This is a genomic window from Anaerovibrio sp. RM50 (assembly GCF_000622005.1).
Classification (GTDB): domain Bacteria; phylum Bacillota; class Negativicutes; order Selenomonadales; family Selenomonadaceae; genus Anaerovibrio.
Map to the genome: position 1 here is coordinate 107053 of NZ_JHWV01000001.1, position 19852 is coordinate 126904.

Below are 19852 nucleotides of genomic sequence, written 5' to 3' on the forward strand. Positions count from 1 at the left end.
ATCTATGATTGACTCCACTGGTTAACCAGTTTCTCCAAGCCGTCATAATCGAAATCATTGCCGGCATCCTTCATCTTATTCAAGAGTTCCCTCTGTTCGTCACTGACCTTGAACTTGGAAAGCTTTGTCCGCAGCTCCTCGAAAATATCCAAGTCGAAGTCTCCAATGGCGGATTCCATATCGTTTATGATACGGTCCATCTCCTGCTGGGAGGCCTCTACCAGCTCCTCCTCTTCCTTCTTCTCATAAACATCATCAGCAAAAAAATCACCCAGATAGGCGATAACAGATGCATATTTTGCCATAAGCTTGTCAAAGTTTCGCCGGATATAATCGTAGTTGCCGTCCTTTCCGGCCATTTCATGCTCCCTGGCCATCTGGGACAGTTCCTTCTGATTAATAATAGCTGCCACAGTCTTAAGGGCATGAACCTCAATGATGTAGTTGGCATAATCCTCATTTTCAATGAGACTGCCCAAAAGCTTCATCTTCTTGCGTCCATCAGTGTAAACCTGCTTCAATATATCCTGATCTATATTGTCTGTCTGGGAAGTAAATGGCTTATCCAGCTTATTTATTTTATCCTCCGGCAGGAACTGCTTCAGACACTCATCCAGCTCCTTGGCCTCAATCGGCTTGGCCAAAAAGCCCTGGAAACCATACTCGCAGTATTGCTCCTTCATGCCGCTGATGGCATTGGCTGTAAGGGCAATTACCACTGTATACTGACAGCCAGGAATCTCACGGATCTTGTACATACATTCCACGCCGTCCATAACCGGCATCATGTGGTCCATAAATACAATATCAAACTTTTCGTTGGTAAGGAGATTAAGTGCCTCAGCACCGCTTTCCACGCAGGTGACCTTCACCTTGTATGGTGCCAGCATCCCCTCAGCCACCTTCAGATTTACCCTGTTGTCATCGACAATCAGTACAGTGGCCTCCTCTGCAGTAAAGGTGTATTTAAATAGCTTACGCTGGAACAGACTGTCATCCTTGTTCAGCTTGCCCATTGGCTTCCAGTCATCCACCTTGTTGACCACAGTCCATGTAAAGATACTTCCCTTGCCGTAGATACTGTCTACAGTAATATCTCCTCCCATGGAGCGGCAAAGGCGTTTACTGATAGCCAGGCCAAGCCCAGTGCCCTCCACGGAGCGGTTACGTTTCGTATCCACCTGCTCGAAGCTGGAAAACAGCTTTACAAGGTCTGTTGGCTTAATTCCGCAGCCCGTATCCTCCACGCAGGAGAATATCTTAACTGCATTCTCCTCCGGCATCTTTTCAAACCACATCTTCATTTTTATGTAGCCGTTGTGGGTAAACTTCACCGCATTATTCAGCAGATTAACCATAACCTGTTTTATGCGGATTTCATCCCCCACCAGACTATATGGTATATTTTCGTCAATATCCATTATCAGCTCCACGTCTTTATCCTTAAGGCGTATGCCAATCATGGTCATAACGTCATTGATAATGGAAGACATCTGATATGGGGTATTGATAATGTCCATTTTCCCCGCTTCAATTTTTGAGAAATCAAGAATATCGTTGATAATAGCCAAAAGAGAAGCCGAGGCGCTCTTAATAAGCATGGCATTTTCCCTGGCAAAGGAATCCGTGGTATCTCTGATAATAAACTCCGACATGCCATTTATGGCGTTCATCGGGGTGCGGATTTCATGGGACATATTGGCAAGGAAGCTGGACTTGGCCCTGTCAGCGCTTTCCGCCCTTTCCTTGGCCCGGATAATATCTGTAATATCCACCATTATCAGCATGACACCGGCTATTTCCTTGTCCTGGTTTATGGCCGGCCTCACGTATATATCAAAATTTTCCTCCATGCCATGGACATCCATGCGGTCCATGTACTGGATATTCTTGCCCTCGTCACGGGTTTCCTTGCACATTTCCTCTATGTGGCGGCGGCCAATGTTATCCATGAGGCCCTCAAAAAGGTCATAAATATACACGCCCTCATTTACCTGTTCAAAGGTATAGCTGGAACGTTGAAAGAATGGCTCTGTGGCCATAACCGTATTGAGATCCATATCCAGCATAATTGATATATTTGGCGAATTCTGAAGCAGCATGGCGTTGTAGAATACCTGCTGGCCCTTGGAGTGCTCGCTGTATTCACGGAACTTGTTGGCCTGCTCCGCCAATGCCGCCAAAATATTGTTTTCACGCTGAAGTCGTTTAATCTCGCGATTGGCCCTTTTCAGCTCAATCTGCAAGGATTTTAACGTAGCCTCATTCTCCTGCATCCCGTTACCCCCTATGCCAAATACTGTCCTACCAGTTTAAGCAAAGCATCCTGTTTAAATGGCTTCAGCAAAAAGCCCTGAGCCCCCACGGATTTAACCTTCTCCTGAAGGCCCTCCTCCTCATCGGCTGTGAGAAAAAGTACTGGAACATCAGCTACTCCCGGCATTTTTCTGATTTCCTCCAACACCTGATAACCATCCATTTCAGGCATGAGAATATCCAGCAAGATCAAATCCGGAACATTCTTTGACAGAAACTGCAGAGCCTTGCTGCCGCTTGGCACCAGCACTGGCTTGTATTCCTCATTTGCCTTGAGCATCTTGTCCACAAATTTAAGATTAACCACATTATCATCTACAACCAGTATTTTTTTCATGAAAAGGTCCCCCCTCTATTCATGCAAGGTAAATTCGGTGTCCTCATCAATAATTTGCAGCATAATACTGCCTATAATAGGGTCAAACTGGGTTCCCAGCCCCTTCTCAATCTCTCCCCTTACGCCCTCCTGGGTCAGCATATCTCTGTAGGAACGGCGGGAGGTCATGGCGTCATAGGAATCAGCCACATTAATAACACGGGCCATTTCCGGAATATTCTTGCCTAAAAGCCCCCTTGGATAGCCACTGCCATCGTAGTGCTCGTGATGGAACATAGCCCCATTATAAATATCCTCAACTGAGGTAATAGTCTTTAAAATATCCCCACCAATAACGGGGTGGGTCTTTACAATCTCAAATTCCTCATCCGTCAGAGGGCCGGTCTTATTAATAATCCAATCCGGAATACCAATCTTGCCAATATCGTGAAGAAGGGCTGCATACTTTAAATGCATCAGCTGCATTTCTGAATATCCCAGCTGTTCACCAATCATTACACTATATTTTGAAACCCGGTCAGAATGGCCCTTGGTATACTTATCCTTGGCATCAATAGTATTGGCCAGGGCCTGGATAATCTGATCAAACATAACAGTCATCTGCATGCTTTTATCGAGAATATCCTGCGTTCTGATCTGAACCTCCTCCTGAAGCTTGGACTGCAAATAATACAAATCCAGTATTCTGCCTATTCTGGCCTGCAAAAGAGCGGGATTAAGAGGTTTGGTAATAAAATCCACAGCCCCCTCCCTAAAGCCTGCTAGCTCTGTGGAAAGGTCATTATCATGGGTCATAAACACCACGGGAATATGGGCAAACCTTTCATCTGCCTTCAGCTTCCCAATAATGTCATGTCCTGTTTCCCTTGGCATGTGTACGTCCAGGAGCACCAAATCAGGTATATTTCCCTCTTCCAGCTGCTGGAAAAACTCCTGTCCTGAGCTTGCTTCACTGATATTATAGGAATCAGACAACACCTCTGCTACTACCTGACGGTTCAGACGGCTGTCATCCACTACAAAAATAGTAAACTGCTTTATCTGAGAGCTGCCCTCCAGATTTATGCGCTTTGGCAGCACGGCGGCAATTTTCCGCATCAGATCCTCGTACATGGCCACCAATTTATGATGGTTCAGACTGATGTACTCCACATCCTCCTGCTTGGCGGCATCCTCCATGCGCTTTGCCTTAGCCCTTAGGTCTTCTGCTCCAATATAGGCAGATGAGCTTTTCAAAGCGTGGACCTTTACCCTGTAGCCGGCCCAATCATTCCCCAGATAGCATTTCTGCATGTCCTCCAGAACATTGTCCTCCACATAGGTACTGACAATATCCAGATAAAAATTTTCGTCATCCATGCACTGCTGGAGGCCCTCCTGGGTATTCAGAAAATCTAATTTCTCTATTATTTTACCGGTATCACCAGTATTTTCCCCATCAAATTGCCTTACATCATGTTCCATAATATCACCATCATATAATGAATTTTCGTATAAATCCCCTACTTTATATATTACCTTATTTAAGCTATTTGTCAAAATGTTTTATACCATTGAAAAAGAGGGAATAGTAGTCTTTTTGGTAAGAATTACTGTATAATAGAAATTAAGATATACATTTAGAGGATGTGGCTGTTATGTCTACAGATTTTGCACATAGATTAAAAGAATTGCGGCTGGCAAAGGACTTGACCCAGAAGGAATTTTCCGAGTTATCCAAAATAAGCCAAAACGCTATTTCCATGTATGAAAGCGGACAACGGGAGCCTACTCTTGAGATTTTGGATATTTTTGCCAAGTTTTTCAAGGTGGATATGGATTATATGTCCGGCAAATCCCAAAAACAAAAACCCATGGCCATTGATATCATCTCCCCGGCCCCTGAGGACCCGAACCCTGATAATAAATCTGACAAAAAGCTCCTTGCGGCCTACCACAGAGCCCCAGAGCATATTCAAAGAATCGTTTCCGTATGTCTGGAACCATATATTGAAGAAAAATAAAACATCACAAACAAAAATCACTGGCTTAGAGCTGATCATCAGCCCTACACCAGTGATTTTTACTTTCAATGATCATATTAAATATTGATATTTTTTTATTAGTGAGTTTCAACAAGTGCATGGACTCTCTTGCGGCGGCCATAGGTCTTCAGCACAAGAGCAATAAGGAAGTTAATCACAAAGCAGCCGGCAAAGAAATACAGCGTATAATCATAGCCGCTTGTGTTTTCCCTAAACACCGCGATAATAGATGGGCCTGCAATACCTGCCAGCCCCCAGGCGGTGAGAATTCTGCCGTGGATGGCACTAAGCTCTCTTGTGCCAAACAAATCGGAAAGATAAGCCGGCATACAGGAGAAGCCACCACCATAGCAGCTAATAATAAGCAGAATAAGAAGCTGGAATACCATGGCATCCACAGTGTTGGCCAAATGATAGAAAGCGGCGATTTCAATAAGGAAAAACATAATATATGTCATTCCCCTGCCAATGTAATCAGAAACTGTGGACCAGATTATTCGTCCCGCACCATTTAAAAGGCCGATAATACCTACCATAGAAGCAGCTGCTGCCGCATCCATGCCCACTACCTCCTGGGCCATTGGGGAAGCGACGGAAAGAAGGCCAATACCACAGGTGATATTTACGAAGAAAATCCACCAAAGAGCGGAGAACTGCCATGTCTTTACCGCCTCGTTGGCTGTAGCCCCCTGATGGGTGTGCTCCCCTGCCTCAACAACACTGCTCGTTGCCGGTGGTTTTAAATAAAGGGCGGACATACTCATAATCACAATATATACTGCACCCAATATCAGGAAATTGTTTCTTAAGCCAAACTCTCCTGTAAGATACTGCATAACAGGACCAGCCACAAGGGCTGCAAAACCAAAGCCCATAATGGCAAGGCCAGTGGCAAAGCCCCGATGGTTAGGGAAATACTTTACCAATGTGGATACCGGTGTAATATAGCCAATCCCCAGGCCTATACCACCGATAATACCATAAAACAGATACAGCATGGCAAGACTGCCTGCTTCAATGGCAAAGGCTGTACCCAGCATCCCAGTGCCAAAAAACAGAGTGGCCAAAAGGCCGCTTTTCTTGGGACCCAGCTTTTCCACAAAGCTGCCCAAAAAGCCGGCTGACAGGCCAAGAAAGAGAATGGCCAGTGAAAAGGTCCAGGTGGTTTCCTTCAGGGTAATTCCCATCTCGGCCATAATAGGCTTGGTTAATACACTCCAAGCGTAGACACTGCCGATGGATATGTGAATCCCAATGGCAGCCAGGGCAATAAGCCAACGATTTCGCATGTACATCAATCCTTTCTGCATCACAAAAAGGATTTGCCGAAAACAAAAAACCATCCGGACAAATCCTTGCCCAGACGGTCGGCTTATCATCATTTTCCGATACATGTGGTGAACTCCACTAATCCGTCAGCACCGAAAAACATATTCAATTCAACGCATTCATTTTATATTTTTTATCAATACATGTCAATATGTTTCAGATAATCCATTACCGAAGCAAGCACCAGGAATGTATAAAATTGCACAAAAAAACTGGAGAACTATCTGTACATCAGTACAGTATTTCTCCAGTTTTATTTAATTATTTATTTTCGGCTGATACAGTTGCTGCCACAACCGCAGCCACAATCTGAGCCGCAGCAATCATGCTTTCCGGAACGGAAATTGTTCCATACATGACGTCCAGCAAAACCAAGTAATACCAAAAGTATTAAACCAATTACGTAAGTTGCCATATTAGGAGCCTCCTTTATTCAAAGCCCAACAACTTTCCTCCCTGATATACAATCAGAGATACTACCCAAGCCAAAGCAAACATATAACCAGCGGCGAAGAACATCATCTTCCAGCTGTTGGTTTCCTTCTTAATGGTACCCAATGCAGTTACACATGGAGTATAGATCTGGGAGAATACCATAAAGGCCAAAGCAGACAGACTGGTGAAGGCCGCTGCCATACCAGTAGCACTAAGAGCCTCAGCAGTCTCTACAGCATCCTCAGCCTCAGCAGAAATATCTGGAAGGCCATAAAGAACACCGATAGTGGAAACAACGGATTCCTTGGCCAAAATACCGGAAATAACGGCTGCACCAGCTTCCCAGTTGCCAAAGCCATGGAAGGTAAAGATGGCACCAACAACTGCACCGATGGAAGCCAGGAAGGACTCACTCTGCTCCTCTACCATACCATCCATATTAAATGCACCCAAGAACCAAATGAGTACGCAACCAACAAAGATAATAGTACCAGCTTTTACCAGATAACCTTTACCCTTATCCCAGGTTTCCAGAAGAACGGTCTTCATATCTGGCATTCTGTATGGAGGTAACTCCAACAGGAAGGTAGCTGTTTCATCCTTATATTTGGCCGCAGTTAACAGCTTAGTAGAAACAATTGCCATAACTACGCCCACGATATACATAGCAAATACCACATTAGCAGCATTATCCGGGAAGAACATGGCAGCGAAAAGAGCCATGATAGGAAGCTTTGCTCCACAGGTCAGGAAAGGCGCTGCCAAAATGGACAGAATACGGTCCTTTTCATTATCCAATGCACGGGCGCCCATGATGGAAGGAACACCACAGCCAAAGCCCATCATCAACGGCATTACGCTCTTACCGCTGAGGCCAGCCCGACGCATAATAGGATCCATGATAAATGCCACACGAGCCATGTAGCCGGTACCATCCAGAAAACTCAAGCAGAAGAACAACATGAAAATAAGCGGAACGAAAATAATAACGGAACCAACACCGCCAATAATACCATCAAGAATAAGTGCCTGCATCCAATCGGCGACCTGTGCCCCTTCCAGAGCGCCAGCTACCCATTCGGTAAAGTCGCCAGTAATAACCTCCTCCAAAGCATCAGCAATTGGCTGACCAATCCACTCGAAGGTAATCTGGAATACAGCATAAAGAATAGCCAAGAATAATGGCAATGCCAAAACGCCATTGGCCAGAACGGAATCCAGCTTCTCTGTAAGGGTGGAACCCACACTGGAGAACTCCGCAACCTCACCGAGAATTTCATCAATAAAAGCATAACGCTGCTTGATGATTGCCTCCTGAAGGTCCATACCAGTAAGACCGCTGTTCTCTATTTCCTGAATCTTGGCAATATGGGCCTGAAGGTCTTCACTAGGACCATAGCTTTCCATGGAAACGGAGGTAAAAACATTAAGGAGATTCTTTATGCTCTTGCCATCCCGCGCCACAGTAAGCAACACCGGAAACCCCAGCTTCTTTTCCAGCTTCTTGACATCAATCTTAATGCCACGACGCTTTGCCTCGTCCTGCATATTCAAGTCCAGCATAAGTGGAATGCCCTTTTCCAAAAGCTGAACTGTAAGGAACAGATTTCTTTCGATGTTGGATGAATCAATAACATCCACTACCAAATCCAGCTGAGCTTCCTGCAAATAATCAATTACGATTTTTTCCTCAGGACTTCTTGCATTTACGCTGTATGTACCAGGCAAATCAATTACTTGAATGTGCTTGCCCTCGAAGGTCACATGACCTTCCTTCTTGTCTACTGTAACACCAGGCCAGTTACCAATTTTCTGTCTAGCCCCGGTTATTTCATTAAAAATAGTAGATTTACCAGTATTAGGATTACCAGTAAGTGCTACCCTTATGATATTATTATCCGTTGCCATTGTTGCCATTATCATCCCACCTGTGTAACTACAATCTTGTCTGCATCTTCACGGCGCATTGCCAAGTTATAAGAACGAATACCGATTGCCATTGGGTCACCCAACGGTGCGGAGCGAAGTACCTTCACAGTAGTACCTGGAATAAGTCCCATAGTCATGAGCCGCTCTTTTAATAATGAATCACCAATGTTCTCCACTCTCACGGACATGCCAGTTTTGCACTCTTTAAGAGTCATTTTCATACCTCCCTACAACTCTATTCATCGCTTTAGGGCTTTACAACTTCCACGTTATAAAATTATTAAAACGATAATTACTATCATTAGCATAGACAATGATACCCTTTCTCATTTTGTTTGTCAAGTGAAAAACGATATCATTTTCAAGGAATCGTATAAATTTATGCATTTTTTTACACAAAATAAAAAATAGCAGCTATCACCGTAAAATGACAACTGCTATTTCTGTATATTCTGCTCTTTTAATTGATTGAGATACTTAATATCTTCTTTGGTCAGCTCCGCTGTTTCCAACAGATCGGGCCGATTCTTCAAGGTAATTTCCAGGGACTTTTCCCTCCGCCACTTGGCGATTTTGGCATGATCCCCGGACAGTAACACATCCGGTACTGCCATACCCTCAAATTCCCTTGGGCGGGTATACTGGGGATGCTCCAGCAGACCATTGTAGAAAGAATCCGTTGGTGCCGATTCCTCGGAGCCCAGTACTCCTGGCAGCATACGGGACACAGCGTCCGTGATCATCATGGCAGGAAGCTCCCCTCCGGTGAGAACAAAATCCCCAATGGAAATAATCTCATCAGCCAGATTTTCACTTATACGGGCGTCAAATCCCTCATAATGGCCGCAAATAAAAATAAGCTGATCATACTGGGCCAGTTCCCTGGCCTTGGCCTGATTGAACACAGAGCCCTCAGGACTCATTAAAAGCACCCGACGGTTGGCATAATTGGTGGTCTCCTTCACATGGCGCACCGCCTTAAACATAGGCTCCGGCTTTATAACCATGCCACTGCCCCCACCAAAGGGAGAATCATCCATCTGCTGGTGCTTGCCTTCAGCAAAATCCCGGGGATTAGTAATCTTTATATCAAGAATACCATTCTCCACTGCCCGTCTGGTAATACTGTCCCCAAAGGGACCTTCAAACATGGCCGGAAACAGGGAAAGAATATCTATACGCATCAGATTTCCTCCGGCATATCCACAACCATGCGGCCCTCTTTGATGTTGATTTCCTTTACTACGGCCTTAAGGGCAGGAATCATCAGCTGCTTGGCCTCCCCTTTTTTGGAAGCCACATAAACATCGTTGGCACCAGTCTTCAGTACATCGGTAACAAAGCCTTGGGATACCCCATCCATGTCAAAGACCTCCAGCCCAATTATGTCGAAGGTGTAATATTCCCCATCTTCAAGAGGCATGGCGTCCTTCTTGTCCACATAGAGCAGGGAGCCGGTAAGCTGTGCCACATCCTCACGGGAAGGATACTGCTTAAATTTAATGATAACAAACTGCTTGTGGTATTTTACAGATGCCACATCCAGCAGCTCATCACCTACATAAACATGTTTTAATTCTTCAAACCGCTCTGGAAAATCTGTCAGTGGAATAACACGGAGCTCGCCACGAATACCGTGAGGAGCTCCTGCTTTACCAATGACAATTCGATTATCAGCTGCGGATGGCGATGATAACGTCATCTTCAACAACAACCTCCACATTAAACTGGTCACGAACATTGTCGCCTTTTTTCAGTTCAACAAAACGCTCAGTGGTACCCTGAACGATTTCTGCACCCAGAACCAGCTTCTCGGTATCAGTGATACGGGCCTCAGTCTGAGCGATAAAATCCTCACGCTTCTGACGCTCAATGCCGAAATGCTGATGGATCATAGCCAGCTGCTCCTGGTCTTCTTCACCAACCTCGGAAACAGCACGGTTCTCCTGGATGTTAATCTGCTGAATTTCAAGCTGTGCCTGGTTGATACCGTTACGGAATTCTTCCAGCATCTTTTCTCTCAGCTTTTCAGTGAGCTTGGCCTTAATGGTCATTGGGAACTTTACTAATACACTATCCATTGTGAAAAAATCCTCCAATTATAGAAATTGCGGCAAGCATCCCCTAAAGTGGACATACATTGCCGCATATTAAGCCGATGCCTCAGCTTATGATTTCTACATTTACTTTTTTATCCTCGCGAGTAGCAGCGGCCTTGACAACGGTGCGCAGTGCTTTTGCAATGCGGCCCTGCTTGCCAATTACCTTACCCATGTCCTCTGTAGCAACATGAAGTTCATAGATGACTACATTATCCTCTTCCTTCTCGTTGATAACAACTGCGGAAGGATTGTCTACCAGGGACTTCGCGATAATCTCAACTATCTCTTTCATGCTATGCCTCTTTCTTAGTTCTTAGCATGCTTAGCTGCATCAAACTTAGCCATGATGCCCTGCTTGGAGAATAAGGAACGAACGGTATCAGTAGGCTGTGCGCCCTTTGCCATCCATTCGAGAGCCTTTTCTTCGTCGATGTTTACAACTGCTGGCTCCTTGGTGGAGTCGTAGTTACCAACGATTTCGATGAAACGGCCATCACGTGGAGCACGGGAATCAGCTACAACAATACGATAGAATGGGGACTTCTTAGCACCCATACGGTTCAGACGAATCTTTACTGCCATTTTGAAATTCACCTCCTTAGGATTGGTATATCTAAACTCTATTATATAGAAGATATACTTTTATATATATCAATGCATGAATGGAAGCTTGAAGCCTCCGAAGCCTTTACGGCCTCCCTGCATCTTTTTAACCTTCTTCATCATCTTGCGCATCTCCTCAAACTGCTTCAGGAGACGGTTTACATCCTGCACTCTGGTACCGCTGCCCGCTGCAATACGCTTGCGACGGCTGCCATTGATGATGTTTGTATTTGCTCTTTCCTTGGGTGTCATGGAGCGGATAATTGCTTCCACCTGGCGCATTTCCTTGCCGTTAAGGTCAATTTCCCTGTCGCCAAGCTTTTTCTTAATATCCCCCATACCAGGAATAAGGCTCATGATATTTTCCAGGGAACCAAGTTTCTTGATCTGCTGCATCTGGGCAAGGAAATCATCCAGAGTGAAGTCATCCTTGCGGAACTTCTTCTCCATCTCCTTGGCCTGAGCTTCATCAAAGGTTGCCTGGGCCTTTTCAATCAAGGAAAGAACATCGCCCATTCCCAAAATTCGGGAAGCCATGCGATCTGGGTAGAATGGCTCCAAAGCCTCCAGCTTTTCGCCCATACCCACAAATTTTACAGGACAGCCGGTAACTGCCTTTACAGAAAGTGCCGCACCACCGCGGGAATCACCATCCAGCTTTGTAAGTACCAGACCATCAAGGCCCAAGTCCTTGTTAAAGCTCTCAGCTACATTTACAGCATCCTGACCGGTCATGGCATCAACCACCAGAAGAATTTCGTGTGGTTTCACCTGACTCTTTATATCTTTTAACTCCTGCATCAGCTCCTCATTGATGTGAAGTCGACCAGCGGTATCGATGATGACTACATCATTAGCATGAGTAAATGCATAGTTTAAAGATGACTTTGCTATGGTAACAGCATCAGTACCCGGCTCCATGGAGAATACGGGAATGTCCAGCTGCTTACCGATGACCTGCAACTGAGTAACAGCCGCTGGTCTGTATATATCTGCCGCAACCAGCACCGGGCGCTTGCCCTGTTTTTTAAGGGAAAGACCCAGTTTACCGGCTGAGGTAGTCTTACCTGCACCCTGCAAGCCAACCATCATAATAATGGTTGGTGGATTCGGGGACATATTAATACGGCTCTGGGAGCCGCCCATAAGCTCAGTGAGCTCTTCGTTAACAATCTTGATAACAAGCTGGGCCGGAGTAAGTGCCTCCATAACGTCCTGACCTATGGCACGCTCCTTAACGCGCTTCACAAAGTCCTTAACAACCTTGAAGTTTACATCGGCCTCAAGAAGTGCCATCCGCACTTCCCGCATGGCTTCATTTACATCGTCCTCTGTGAGCTTGCCATGTCCGCGAAGTTTTTTAAATGTTTCCTGCAGACGATCTGCCAAACCTTCAAAAATCAATCTAATTCCTCCTGAACCTTGCTGGTATATGGAGCAAGCTTCATAAGTATATGATTCGCTTCCTTCTCATCTATCTTTTTGTTGGAAGAAAGCTGGGAAATATCATCGTAAATCTCAGTAAGCTCCTGACGCTGCTCCCTAAGGCGCTGTGCCAGACCAAGCTTTTTTTCGTAGGCTGCCATGGTCTGCTCCGAACGATGGAGAATGTCATATACAGCCTGTCTGGAAACTGCCAGATCCTCCCCTATCTCTGACATGGAGAAATCCTCAAAAAGGTGCATACTTAAACATTTCTGTTGCTTATCCGTCAGCAGGGGCCCGTAAATATCAAAGAGCTCTGCCAGATATAAACGCTGTTCAAGCATTGAAAACACCCACTTTCAAGGCACAGTTTATCCCGACCATAGTTATTATAGCCATCTCATATATTGTTGTCAAGTATTTTTCCTTGTCAAATATTTACATGCTTCAAATATAAGCAGGAGGTACACATGCGGAACGCTCGCGCTCTCTAGTTTGCCTAATGGTACTAAGCTCATGCCGCGCTTACAGCTTGCATTCCCTAAGTACCAAGGCAAAATATGTCCGCATATATACCTCCAGCTGTTTTACAAGATAGTATAAGAAAAGCCGATAACTTCTGTTATCGGCTTTTCTTATGATATATCAATCGATATTTTGCGCAAAATTAGAGGGCTCTTTCAACCTTACCGGTACGCAGGCAGCGAGTGCAAACATTTACACGCTTGATTTCGCCTTCTACAACGGCACGTACGCGCTGGATATTTGGCTTCCAGGAGCGCTTGGTCTTCAGATGGGAATGGCTGACATTGTTGCCGGACAGCTCACCCTTACCGCATACTTCACATAAACTTGCCATATAGCACACCTCCTTAACGTTTCATCGGCGCATAGTCGCATATATGTAAATTATCTGTACATAGTCCTATACACACAAACAAAAAGATTATAGCACAATAAGACTGTCAAATGCAACCCCTTGGCAGCAATTATTTTTTGTCCCACGCTAACGGGTGCTAATATTCCACACTATAAAACGGAATATAAGCACCTGTAAGCTCTGGATTAATTCGACTAAATTCAGTGAAAAAACAAAACAATCACTGAATAAGTCTCATTGAACTGTCCAAATTTCCACAAGCATATAACACACTTAACTCTATAATCTATTGCTTGACTATACTATCATTTTTCCAAAACAAATGCAAGGGCCAATCATAAAGCCCCTGCATTTAACACAAAATCACTTATCTTACGCCGTCTGCCAGCTTCATGAGATGCTCCAGCTCATCCTTTTCAAACTGGTACTTCTCGCCGCAGAACTGACAGCATACCTCAGCGTGGCCATCCTTTACCAGCTGTTCCATGTCCTTGTGACTAAGACTAAGGAGCACATCCTCTATTCTCTCACGGTTGCACTTGCACTTAAAGGCCAGCTCCGTGGAGGTAAGGTAGTCCACATCAAAATCCGCCATAAGCTCGGCAATAATGCCCTTGGCATCAACCCCATCGGCAATCATGGAGGAAACAGGACGCACCTTCTTTAAGGCCTCCTCCACACGGGTAATAATCTCCTCATCAGCATCAGGCATCATCTGGAGAATAAAACCGCCGGAGGCCATTGCCCTGCAGTCGGTACCCACCAATACACCAAGGCCCACACTGGAGGCTGTCTGCTCAGATACAAAGAGATAGTTGGTAAGATCTTCCGCAATTTCCCCGGACACTATTTCAGAGCTGCCCCTCATCGGGTCACCAAGGCCAGTGAAACGGGTCACCTGCACCATGCCCTGTCCTACAGCACCGCCTACGTCAAGCTTGCCATTTTCCTTTAAGGGAAGATCCACATGGGGATTCCCCACATAGCCACGGACATATCCCTCAGGAGTAGCATCAGCTGTAATGTATCCCAATGGGCCATTGCCCTGAAAGCTGACGGTGAGGGCCTCCTTATTTTTAAGATTGGCTGCCATCAGAAGAGCACCTGTCATGGCACGTCCCAAGGCCGCTGCCGCAGTTGGGGAACAGTCATGGCGGGAAATAGCCTCATTTACCAGATCCGTGGTAACCGCCGCATATATTCTTACGCCATTGGTTATTGCTTTAACTAAAGTATCAGACATTTCATCAATCCTATCTTAGAGCTGCTTTAAGAGATTTGCCATCTCAATAGCGGTCATAGCACCATCAGCACCCTTGTTGCCAGCCTTGGTACCGGCACGCTCAATAGCCTGCTCGATATTTTCGGTGGTAACAACGCTGAAGGTTACAGGAACACCGGTGGACATGCTGGCCTGGGCAATTCCTTTGGCAGCCTCGTTGCATACATAATCATAGTGGGTAGTAGAGCCACGGATTACAGTACCAAGAGCGATAATGGCATCATACTTCCCGGACTCAGCCATTTTCTTGGAAACCAGTGGCAGCTCATAGGCACCTGGAACCCATGCCACAGTAATATCATCCTCATTTGCGCCATGGCGATGGAGAGTATCCAAAGCGCCACCCAGCAGCTTAGAGGTCAAAAACTCATTGAAACGGGCAACCACAATACCAAACTTCATGCCGGAAGCATTAAGCATTCCTTCCAAAACCTTAACTTCTTTCATTTTTATATACCTCCATAAAAAGATTGTATTATCTCAATAATAATCAAAAATCAGATTTTCTCAGCCAAAATGTGGCCCATCTTGGTCTTCTTTACCTTCATGTAGTTCTGGTTGTACTCGTTGGTTGGAACCTCCAGAGCCACTCTGTCAACAATCTTCAGTCCATAGCCCTCAAGGCCGGCGCGCTTGGCAGGATTGTTGGTCATAAGGCGAATTGTGGTAAGTCCCATATCTGCCAAAATCTGGGCACCGATACCATAATCACGCTCATCAGGAGCAAAGCCCAGAAGTACATTTGCCTCCACAGTATCCTTGCCCTGGTCCTGAAGCTCATAGGCACGCATCTTGTTGCCAAGGCCAATACCACGGCCCTCCTGACGCATGTAGAGAACCATGCCCTGGCCCTCAGCCTCAATACGCTTCAAGGCAGTAACCAGCTGGTCGCCGCAGTCACAGCGCAGTGAACCAAGGGCATCACCCGTAAGGCACTCGGAGTGAACACGAACCAGAACATTTTCCTTGCCCTTAACCTCGCCCTTTACTATAGCCAGATGGCACTTGCCGTCCAGTTTGCTCTCATAGGCATGGATGCGGAAGTGGCCATACTTGCTTGGCAGATCTGCCTCGGCAATTTTCTCAACGAAGCACTCGGTCTTCTTTCTATATTCAATAAGAGCCTTTACTGTAATGAGCTTGAGGCCATGCTTCTTGGAGAACTCAATGAGGCGTGGTGTACGCATCATGTGACCGTCATCATCCATAATCTCACAGCAAAGACCCGCTGGGGCAAGGCCAGCCAGCTTCGCCAGATCAGTGGTGGTTTCAGTGTGACCTGCACGACGGAGGACACCGCCTGGAACGCTGCGAAGCGGGAATACATGACCAGGACGGCGGAAGGTCTCCGGCTTGGAATTTGGATCAATGAGGGCTTTTACTGTTTCACAGCGCTCAAAGGCTGAGATGCCCGTGGTAGTGGAAACAGCGTCCACAGATACAGTAAATGCAGTTTCATGGTTATCTGTATTGTTGGATACCATCTGGAAAATCTCCAAACGGTCCAGATCCTCTGCCTCCATAGGGGTACAAATCAGTCCCTTGGCATAGGTAGCCATGAAGTTAACATGCTCTGGGGTGAGCTTTTCAGCTGCCACAATGAGGTCACCTTCGTTTTCTCTGTCCTCATCGTCAACTACAACCACCATATTACCTTTACGAATTTCTTCAATTGCTTCTTCAACTGTTGCAAAATCTGACATAATCTCGCTCCTTAAAAACCATTATTCTTCAGAAAATCCATGGTGATGCGGCTCACATTTTCCTTGGGAGTTTCCTTGGGCTGCATAAGCTTCTCCACGTATTTTCCGATAATATCATTTTCAATATTAATTGTTGAACCAGCCTTCTTGCCGGATAAATTGGTTACCTGTCTTGTATGGGGTATCAGCGAAACGGTAAAATCGCTGTCTGTAACCTCCGCCACTGTGAGGCTGATACCGTCCAAAGCCACAGAGCCCTTTTCCACAATGTGCCTCAATATATCACCGCTGGCGGAAATCCTCATTAGCACCGCATTCTGTTCCTCTTTTAAGGAGACAATGCGCCCCACGCCGTCAATATGGCCGCTGACTATGTGGCCCCCAAGGCGGCTTTGCAATGTAAGGGCCCGCTCAAGATTTACGGGGCTTCCCTTTTTAAGCTCCGCCAGTGATGTACGGCGAATGGTTTCCGGCATTACATCGGCATCAAAGCTGCCCCTGTCAAATCTGGTAACTGTAAGGCATACACCATTAACAGCAATGCTGTCGCCCAGCTGCACATCCTCAAGGACCTTTGAAGCCTTTATAGTAAGGCTTCCGCCCCCCATACTGTGAACAGAGCCAACCTCTTCAATTATTCCTGTAAACATCTAATCACCTGTTTTTGCACCTCATCCGTCAACTGCGTTGACACCTTCCCCTCAAGGGGAAGGCTTTTATTTATCCACACGGGCAATAATAAGAACATCTCCATCAATGAGCTCAGTTGTGACATCTTTTAGCTCCACGGCCTGACTGAGTTCTTCAAAGCCCTCTCCCTCCACAGGGGTAAGGGCATCCCTGCCCCCAATAAGCTTTGGAGCAATAAAAGCATAAACCTTGTCCACAAGTCCCGCTTTCAGCATGGAGAAGTTAAGCTGACCGCCGCCTTCCACCAGCAGAGAACAAATATTCATTTCTGCCAGTTTCTTTAACAGCTGTGGCAAATCCACTCTGTCCTCACCAGCAGAAATCACCTGAACTCCTGCATCTCTAAGGTCCTGAACTGCCCCGGCACTGGCTGCACCTGATACAGCCACTATGGTCTGGGCCTTGCCATCAGTTACAAGATTTGAATCCAATGGCAATCTTGCTCTACTATCCACCACTATACGAACAGGATTTTTCCCCATATCATTTGGAAGTCTGGTGGTAAGACTCGGATTGTCTTTAATAGCAGTGTTGATACCCACCATAATGCCATCATAAATGTCCCGCAGCTCATGGGTTCGAAGTCTGGAGGCTTCATTTGTAATCCACTGGGACTGGCCCGTTGCCGTGGCAATCTTGCCGTCCAGGGACATGGCGGTTTTCAATGCCACAAAGGGCATTTCTTTGGTAATCCATTTTAAGAATACCTCATTGAGCTTTTTGGCTTCCTCCTCCAGCACCCCGGTCACCACATCAATGCCGGCATCACGAAGAATTTTCACACCACGTCCTGCCACCTTTGGATTTGGATCCATCATGGCCACCACCACCTTGGCCACTCCTGCTTCCACCAGTGCATTGGCACATGGGCCAGTACGGCCATAATGGGAGCATGGTTCCAACGTGACATATACTGTTGCCCCTCTGGCCAGTTCCCCGGCCATGTTAAGAGCGTGAATTTCAGCATGGGGAGTTCCCGCCTTACGGTGCCACCCTTCAGCAATGATTCTGCCATCCTTTACGATAACAGCCCCCACCAAAGGATTTGGCGACGTTCTGCCAGTGGCATTCCTAGCCACCCGCAGGGCTTCACTCATATAAAACTCATCCTGCAATTCCATCACCTCTTTCCAACGAAGCAAGATGAAAGCGCGCCTGCTTTCATCAGCTCTTACATGAAATACACAGAACAGCCTATATAAAAATAGAAAAGGCTGTTGAAGAAACTCTTCAACAGCCCAAATGCACACAAAAACAATGTACATACAAGTCTTTTCTCATCCAGACTATACTGTCGGCCACGGAATCTCACCGTGTCGTGCCAAAAAGGCTCGCGGGCTGTACCGCCGGTAGGGAATCACACCCTGCCCCAAAGACTGTATCTGTATTTCCACAGATTATTGTAACACATCACTTATCCCACTGCAACCTTATGGTTACTGCATTCGCCCTTCACCTTGTACATAACAAGGCCAATTACGAAGCCCGCCATAGCAGGTACCAGCCAGCCAAAGCCCTGGGTAAAGAAAGGAAGGTACTCAGTAGCAAAGGCCACCATTGAGGTAACCAGTGAAGAACCGGCCAGCTCCTTTGGAAGTGCATTCACAAGGTCAAATACAGCCGCAACAACAGTAAACAGTGTAACCATGCCATAAACCCACTTGGAATGGTTGAAATAACCACCTATCAGGCCCAACAGGGTAAGGGTGATGGTCAGCGGATAAAGGAACATCAAAACAGGAATAGCATAAACGATGATTGCTGTAAGACCAACGTTAGAAATCAAAAGGGATACTGCACCGAAAATGCAGGCCCAAGTACGATATCCAGGACCACCCGGAAACATTTCACAGAAGGTCTCAGAACAGCTGGTTACAAGGCCAATAGCTGTTTTAAGACAAGCAAATGTAGCAATACCAGCCAATACAAATACGCCAGCGGCACCAAAGTAGAAGCCAGAAATATCAGACAGAGCTACACCGCCATTTTCAGCCATTGGGAATACGCCCATACTCATGGTACCCATGAGGATAATCATCAGATAGATAACAGACATGATGATACCGCTAAGCACACCAGCCTTAATAGTGGAAGAAGCAATAGCCTCATTGGTTCGCAGGCCGAGATTCTTCATACTGTTTACTACGATAATACCAAAAGCCAAACCAGCCATAGCATCCATGGTGTTATAGCCTTCCAGAATGCCCTTGGCAAAGGCACCGGACTCATAATCTGCAGATGGTGCAATATTGGCAATGCTGTCCACCATTGGATTAGCAAAAGCCACCAGCAAAAGGCTTCCCAGAAATACCAGGAAAATAGGAGTCAAAATCTTTCCCACCCAGGTTACAATTCCACTTGGTCTGAGGGAAAAGAACATAACAATGGCAAAGAATACCAGAGAAAAGCCAAAAAGTGCCATTTCAGGACTTACACCGGTAATCATAGGTGCAATGCCCATAGAAAACGGAACTGTGGCACAGCGCGGAATGGCAAAGCAAGGACCAATGGTCAAATAAAGCATGCAAGTAAAGAACATAGCGTACTTTTTGTTTACTCTTGATGCCAGATCCTGCAGGCCGTTGCCCCCGGACATGCCGATGGCTGCCACTGCCAAAATAGGAATACCCACACCGGTCAGAATGAAGCCCGCAATAGCTGGCCACACGTTACTGCCTGCTGCCTGTCCCAGATGAACAGGGAAGATAATGTTGCCAGCACCAAAGAACATACCAAAAAGCATACTGGCAACAAACAGATAATTTTTCCAACTCAATTTTTCATTCACAATAAAACG

At 46.0% G+C, this 19852-nt stretch carries 22 protein-coding genes and 2 riboswitches; of the genes, 1 reads left to right on the top strand and 21 read right to left on the bottom strand.

Translation table 11 applies throughout. The annotated features are described in order from the left end of the window. Window positions 1-2: 2 nt before the first annotated feature. The 3 genes from T525_RS15405 to T525_RS0100600 are packed head-to-tail and all read right to left on the bottom strand — an operon-like array spanning window position 3 to window position 4117. Window positions 3-2276, bottom strand: a complete 2274-nt coding sequence (locus T525_RS15405; protein WP_051533314.1) for an ATP-binding protein — start codon at window positions 2274-2276, stop codon at window positions 3-5. A gap of 11 nt (window positions 2277-2287) precedes the next feature. Continuing rightward, window positions 2288-2653, bottom strand: a complete 366-nt coding sequence (locus T525_RS13795) for a response regulator (RefSeq protein ID WP_037324723.1) — start codon at window positions 2651-2653, stop codon at window positions 2288-2290. Window positions 2654-2668: 15 nt separating this feature from the next. Continuing rightward, the gene (locus tag T525_RS0100600) at window positions 2669-4117 is read right to left on the bottom strand and encodes an HD domain-containing phosphohydrolase (protein WP_051533315.1); all 1449 of its coding nucleotides are present in this window, start codon (window positions 4115-4117) and stop codon (window positions 2669-2671) included. A 173-nt stretch (window positions 4118-4290) separates the two neighbouring features. On the opposite strand from T525_RS0100600, the gene T525_RS13800 reads away from it, so the two are divergent. Next, complete coding sequence (locus T525_RS13800; RefSeq protein WP_051533316.1) at window positions 4291-4656, top strand: helix-turn-helix domain-containing protein; 366 nt, start codon at window positions 4291-4293, stop codon at window positions 4654-4656. A gap of 98 nt (window positions 4657-4754) precedes the next feature. Here the strand turns inward: T525_RS13800 and T525_RS0100610 are convergent, their stop codons facing one another. The 18 genes from T525_RS0100610 to brnQ all read right to left on the bottom strand — a co-directional run bounded on the left by T525_RS0100610 (window position 4755) and on the right by brnQ (window position 19843). Then, entirely contained in the window at window positions 4755-5966 is a 1212-nt protein-coding gene (locus T525_RS0100610) for an OFA family MFS transporter (protein WP_027405566.1), read from the bottom strand. 61 nt (window positions 5967-6027) lie between these two features. Further along, a riboswitch (ZMP/ZTP riboswitch) is annotated at window positions 6028-6110 on the bottom strand. 161 nt (window positions 6111-6271) lie between these two features. Then, complete coding sequence (locus T525_RS15795) at window positions 6272-6421, bottom strand: FeoB-associated Cys-rich membrane protein (protein ID WP_071997152.1); 150 nt, start codon at window positions 6419-6421, stop codon at window positions 6272-6274. Window positions 6422-6435: 14 nt separating this feature from the next. Continuing rightward, window positions 6436-8358: a ferrous iron transport protein B gene (feoB, locus tag T525_RS0100620; protein ID WP_027405567.1), complete on the bottom strand. Its 1923-nt coding sequence runs from the start codon at window positions 8356-8358 to the stop codon at window positions 6436-6438. Window positions 8359-8360: 2 nt separating this feature from the next. Further along, the gene (locus tag T525_RS0100625) at window positions 8361-8585 is read right to left on the bottom strand and encodes a FeoA family protein (protein WP_027405568.1); all 225 of its coding nucleotides are present in this window, start codon (window positions 8583-8585) and stop codon (window positions 8361-8363) included. Between the two features lie 222 nt (window positions 8586-8807). Next, window positions 8808-9554 carry a tRNA (guanosine(37)-N1)-methyltransferase TrmD gene (gene trmD / locus T525_RS0100630; RefSeq protein ID WP_027405569.1) on the bottom strand — a complete coding sequence of 249 codons (747 nt, stop codon included), beginning with the start codon at window positions 9552-9554 and terminating at the stop codon, window positions 8808-8810. Beyond that, a complete protein-coding gene (gene rimM / locus T525_RS0100635) occupies window positions 9554-10072 on the bottom strand; it encodes a ribosome maturation factor RimM (protein WP_027405570.1) in 519 nt (172 codons plus the stop codon). Before rimM ends, trmD begins: the two co-directional genes overlap by 1 nt. Continuing rightward, entirely contained in the window at window positions 10044-10451 is a 408-nt protein-coding gene (locus T525_RS0100640) for a YlqD family protein (RefSeq protein ID WP_027405571.1), read from the bottom strand. The genes rimM and T525_RS0100640 overlap by 29 nt, the downstream gene beginning before the upstream one ends. Before the next feature lie 82 nt (window positions 10452-10533). Next, window positions 10534-10764, bottom strand: a complete 231-nt coding sequence (locus T525_RS0100645) for a KH domain-containing protein (RefSeq protein ID WP_027396450.1) — start codon at window positions 10762-10764, stop codon at window positions 10534-10536. Between the two features lie 14 nt (window positions 10765-10778). Continuing rightward, window positions 10779-11054, bottom strand: coding sequence for a 30S ribosomal protein S16 (gene rpsP / locus T525_RS0100650; RefSeq protein WP_027405572.1), 276 nt, complete (start codon window positions 11052-11054; stop codon window positions 10779-10781). A gap of 69 nt (window positions 11055-11123) precedes the next feature. Further along, window positions 11124-12479: a signal recognition particle protein gene (ffh, locus tag T525_RS0100655; RefSeq protein ID WP_027405573.1), complete on the bottom strand. Its 1356-nt coding sequence runs from the start codon at window positions 12477-12479 to the stop codon at window positions 11124-11126. Beyond that, on the bottom strand, window positions 12476-12844 hold the full coding sequence (ylxM, locus tag T525_RS0100660) for a YlxM family DNA-binding protein (protein ID WP_027405574.1): 369 nt from the start codon (window positions 12842-12844) through the stop codon (window positions 12476-12478). Before ylxM ends, ffh begins: the two co-directional genes overlap by 4 nt. A 323-nt stretch (window positions 12845-13167) precedes the next feature. Further along, on the bottom strand, window positions 13168-13359 hold the full coding sequence (gene rpmB, locus T525_RS0100665; protein WP_027396446.1) for a 50S ribosomal protein L28: 192 nt from the start codon (window positions 13357-13359) through the stop codon (window positions 13168-13170). Window positions 13360-13747: 388 nt separating this feature from the next. Continuing rightward, window positions 13748-14623, bottom strand: a complete 876-nt coding sequence (hslO, locus tag T525_RS0100670; protein ID WP_027405575.1) for an Hsp33 family molecular chaperone HslO — start codon at window positions 14621-14623, stop codon at window positions 13748-13750. Window positions 14624-14638: 15 nt separating this feature from the next. Beyond that, window positions 14639-15109 (bottom strand): 6,7-dimethyl-8-ribityllumazine synthase, encoded by a 471-nt coding sequence (gene ribE / locus T525_RS0100675; protein ID WP_027405576.1) that lies wholly within the window; start codon window positions 15107-15109, stop codon window positions 14639-14641. Between the two features lie 50 nt (window positions 15110-15159). Then, window positions 15160-16365: a bifunctional 3,4-dihydroxy-2-butanone-4-phosphate synthase/GTP cyclohydrolase II gene (locus T525_RS0100680; protein ID WP_027405577.1), complete on the bottom strand. Its 1206-nt coding sequence runs from the start codon at window positions 16363-16365 to the stop codon at window positions 15160-15162. Window positions 16366-16376: 11 nt separating this feature from the next. After that, window positions 16377-17015 carry a riboflavin synthase gene (locus T525_RS0100685; protein ID WP_027405578.1) on the bottom strand — a complete coding sequence of 213 codons (639 nt, stop codon included), beginning with the start codon at window positions 17013-17015 and terminating at the stop codon, window positions 16377-16379. 66 nt (window positions 17016-17081) lie between these two features. Continuing rightward, the gene (gene ribD, locus T525_RS0100690; RefSeq protein WP_027405579.1) at window positions 17082-18176 is read right to left on the bottom strand and encodes a bifunctional diaminohydroxyphosphoribosylaminopyrimidine deaminase/5-amino-6-(5-phosphoribosylamino)uracil reductase RibD; all 1095 of its coding nucleotides are present in this window, start codon (window positions 18174-18176) and stop codon (window positions 17082-17084) included. Between the two features lie 144 nt (window positions 18177-18320). Beyond that, window positions 18321-18436, bottom strand: a riboswitch (FMN riboswitch). A gap of 33 nt (window positions 18437-18469) precedes the next feature. Next, window positions 18470-19843, bottom strand: a complete 1374-nt coding sequence (gene brnQ, locus T525_RS13805; protein WP_037324733.1) for a branched-chain amino acid transport system II carrier protein — start codon at window positions 19841-19843, stop codon at window positions 18470-18472. Window positions 19844-19852 lie beyond the last annotated feature (9 nt).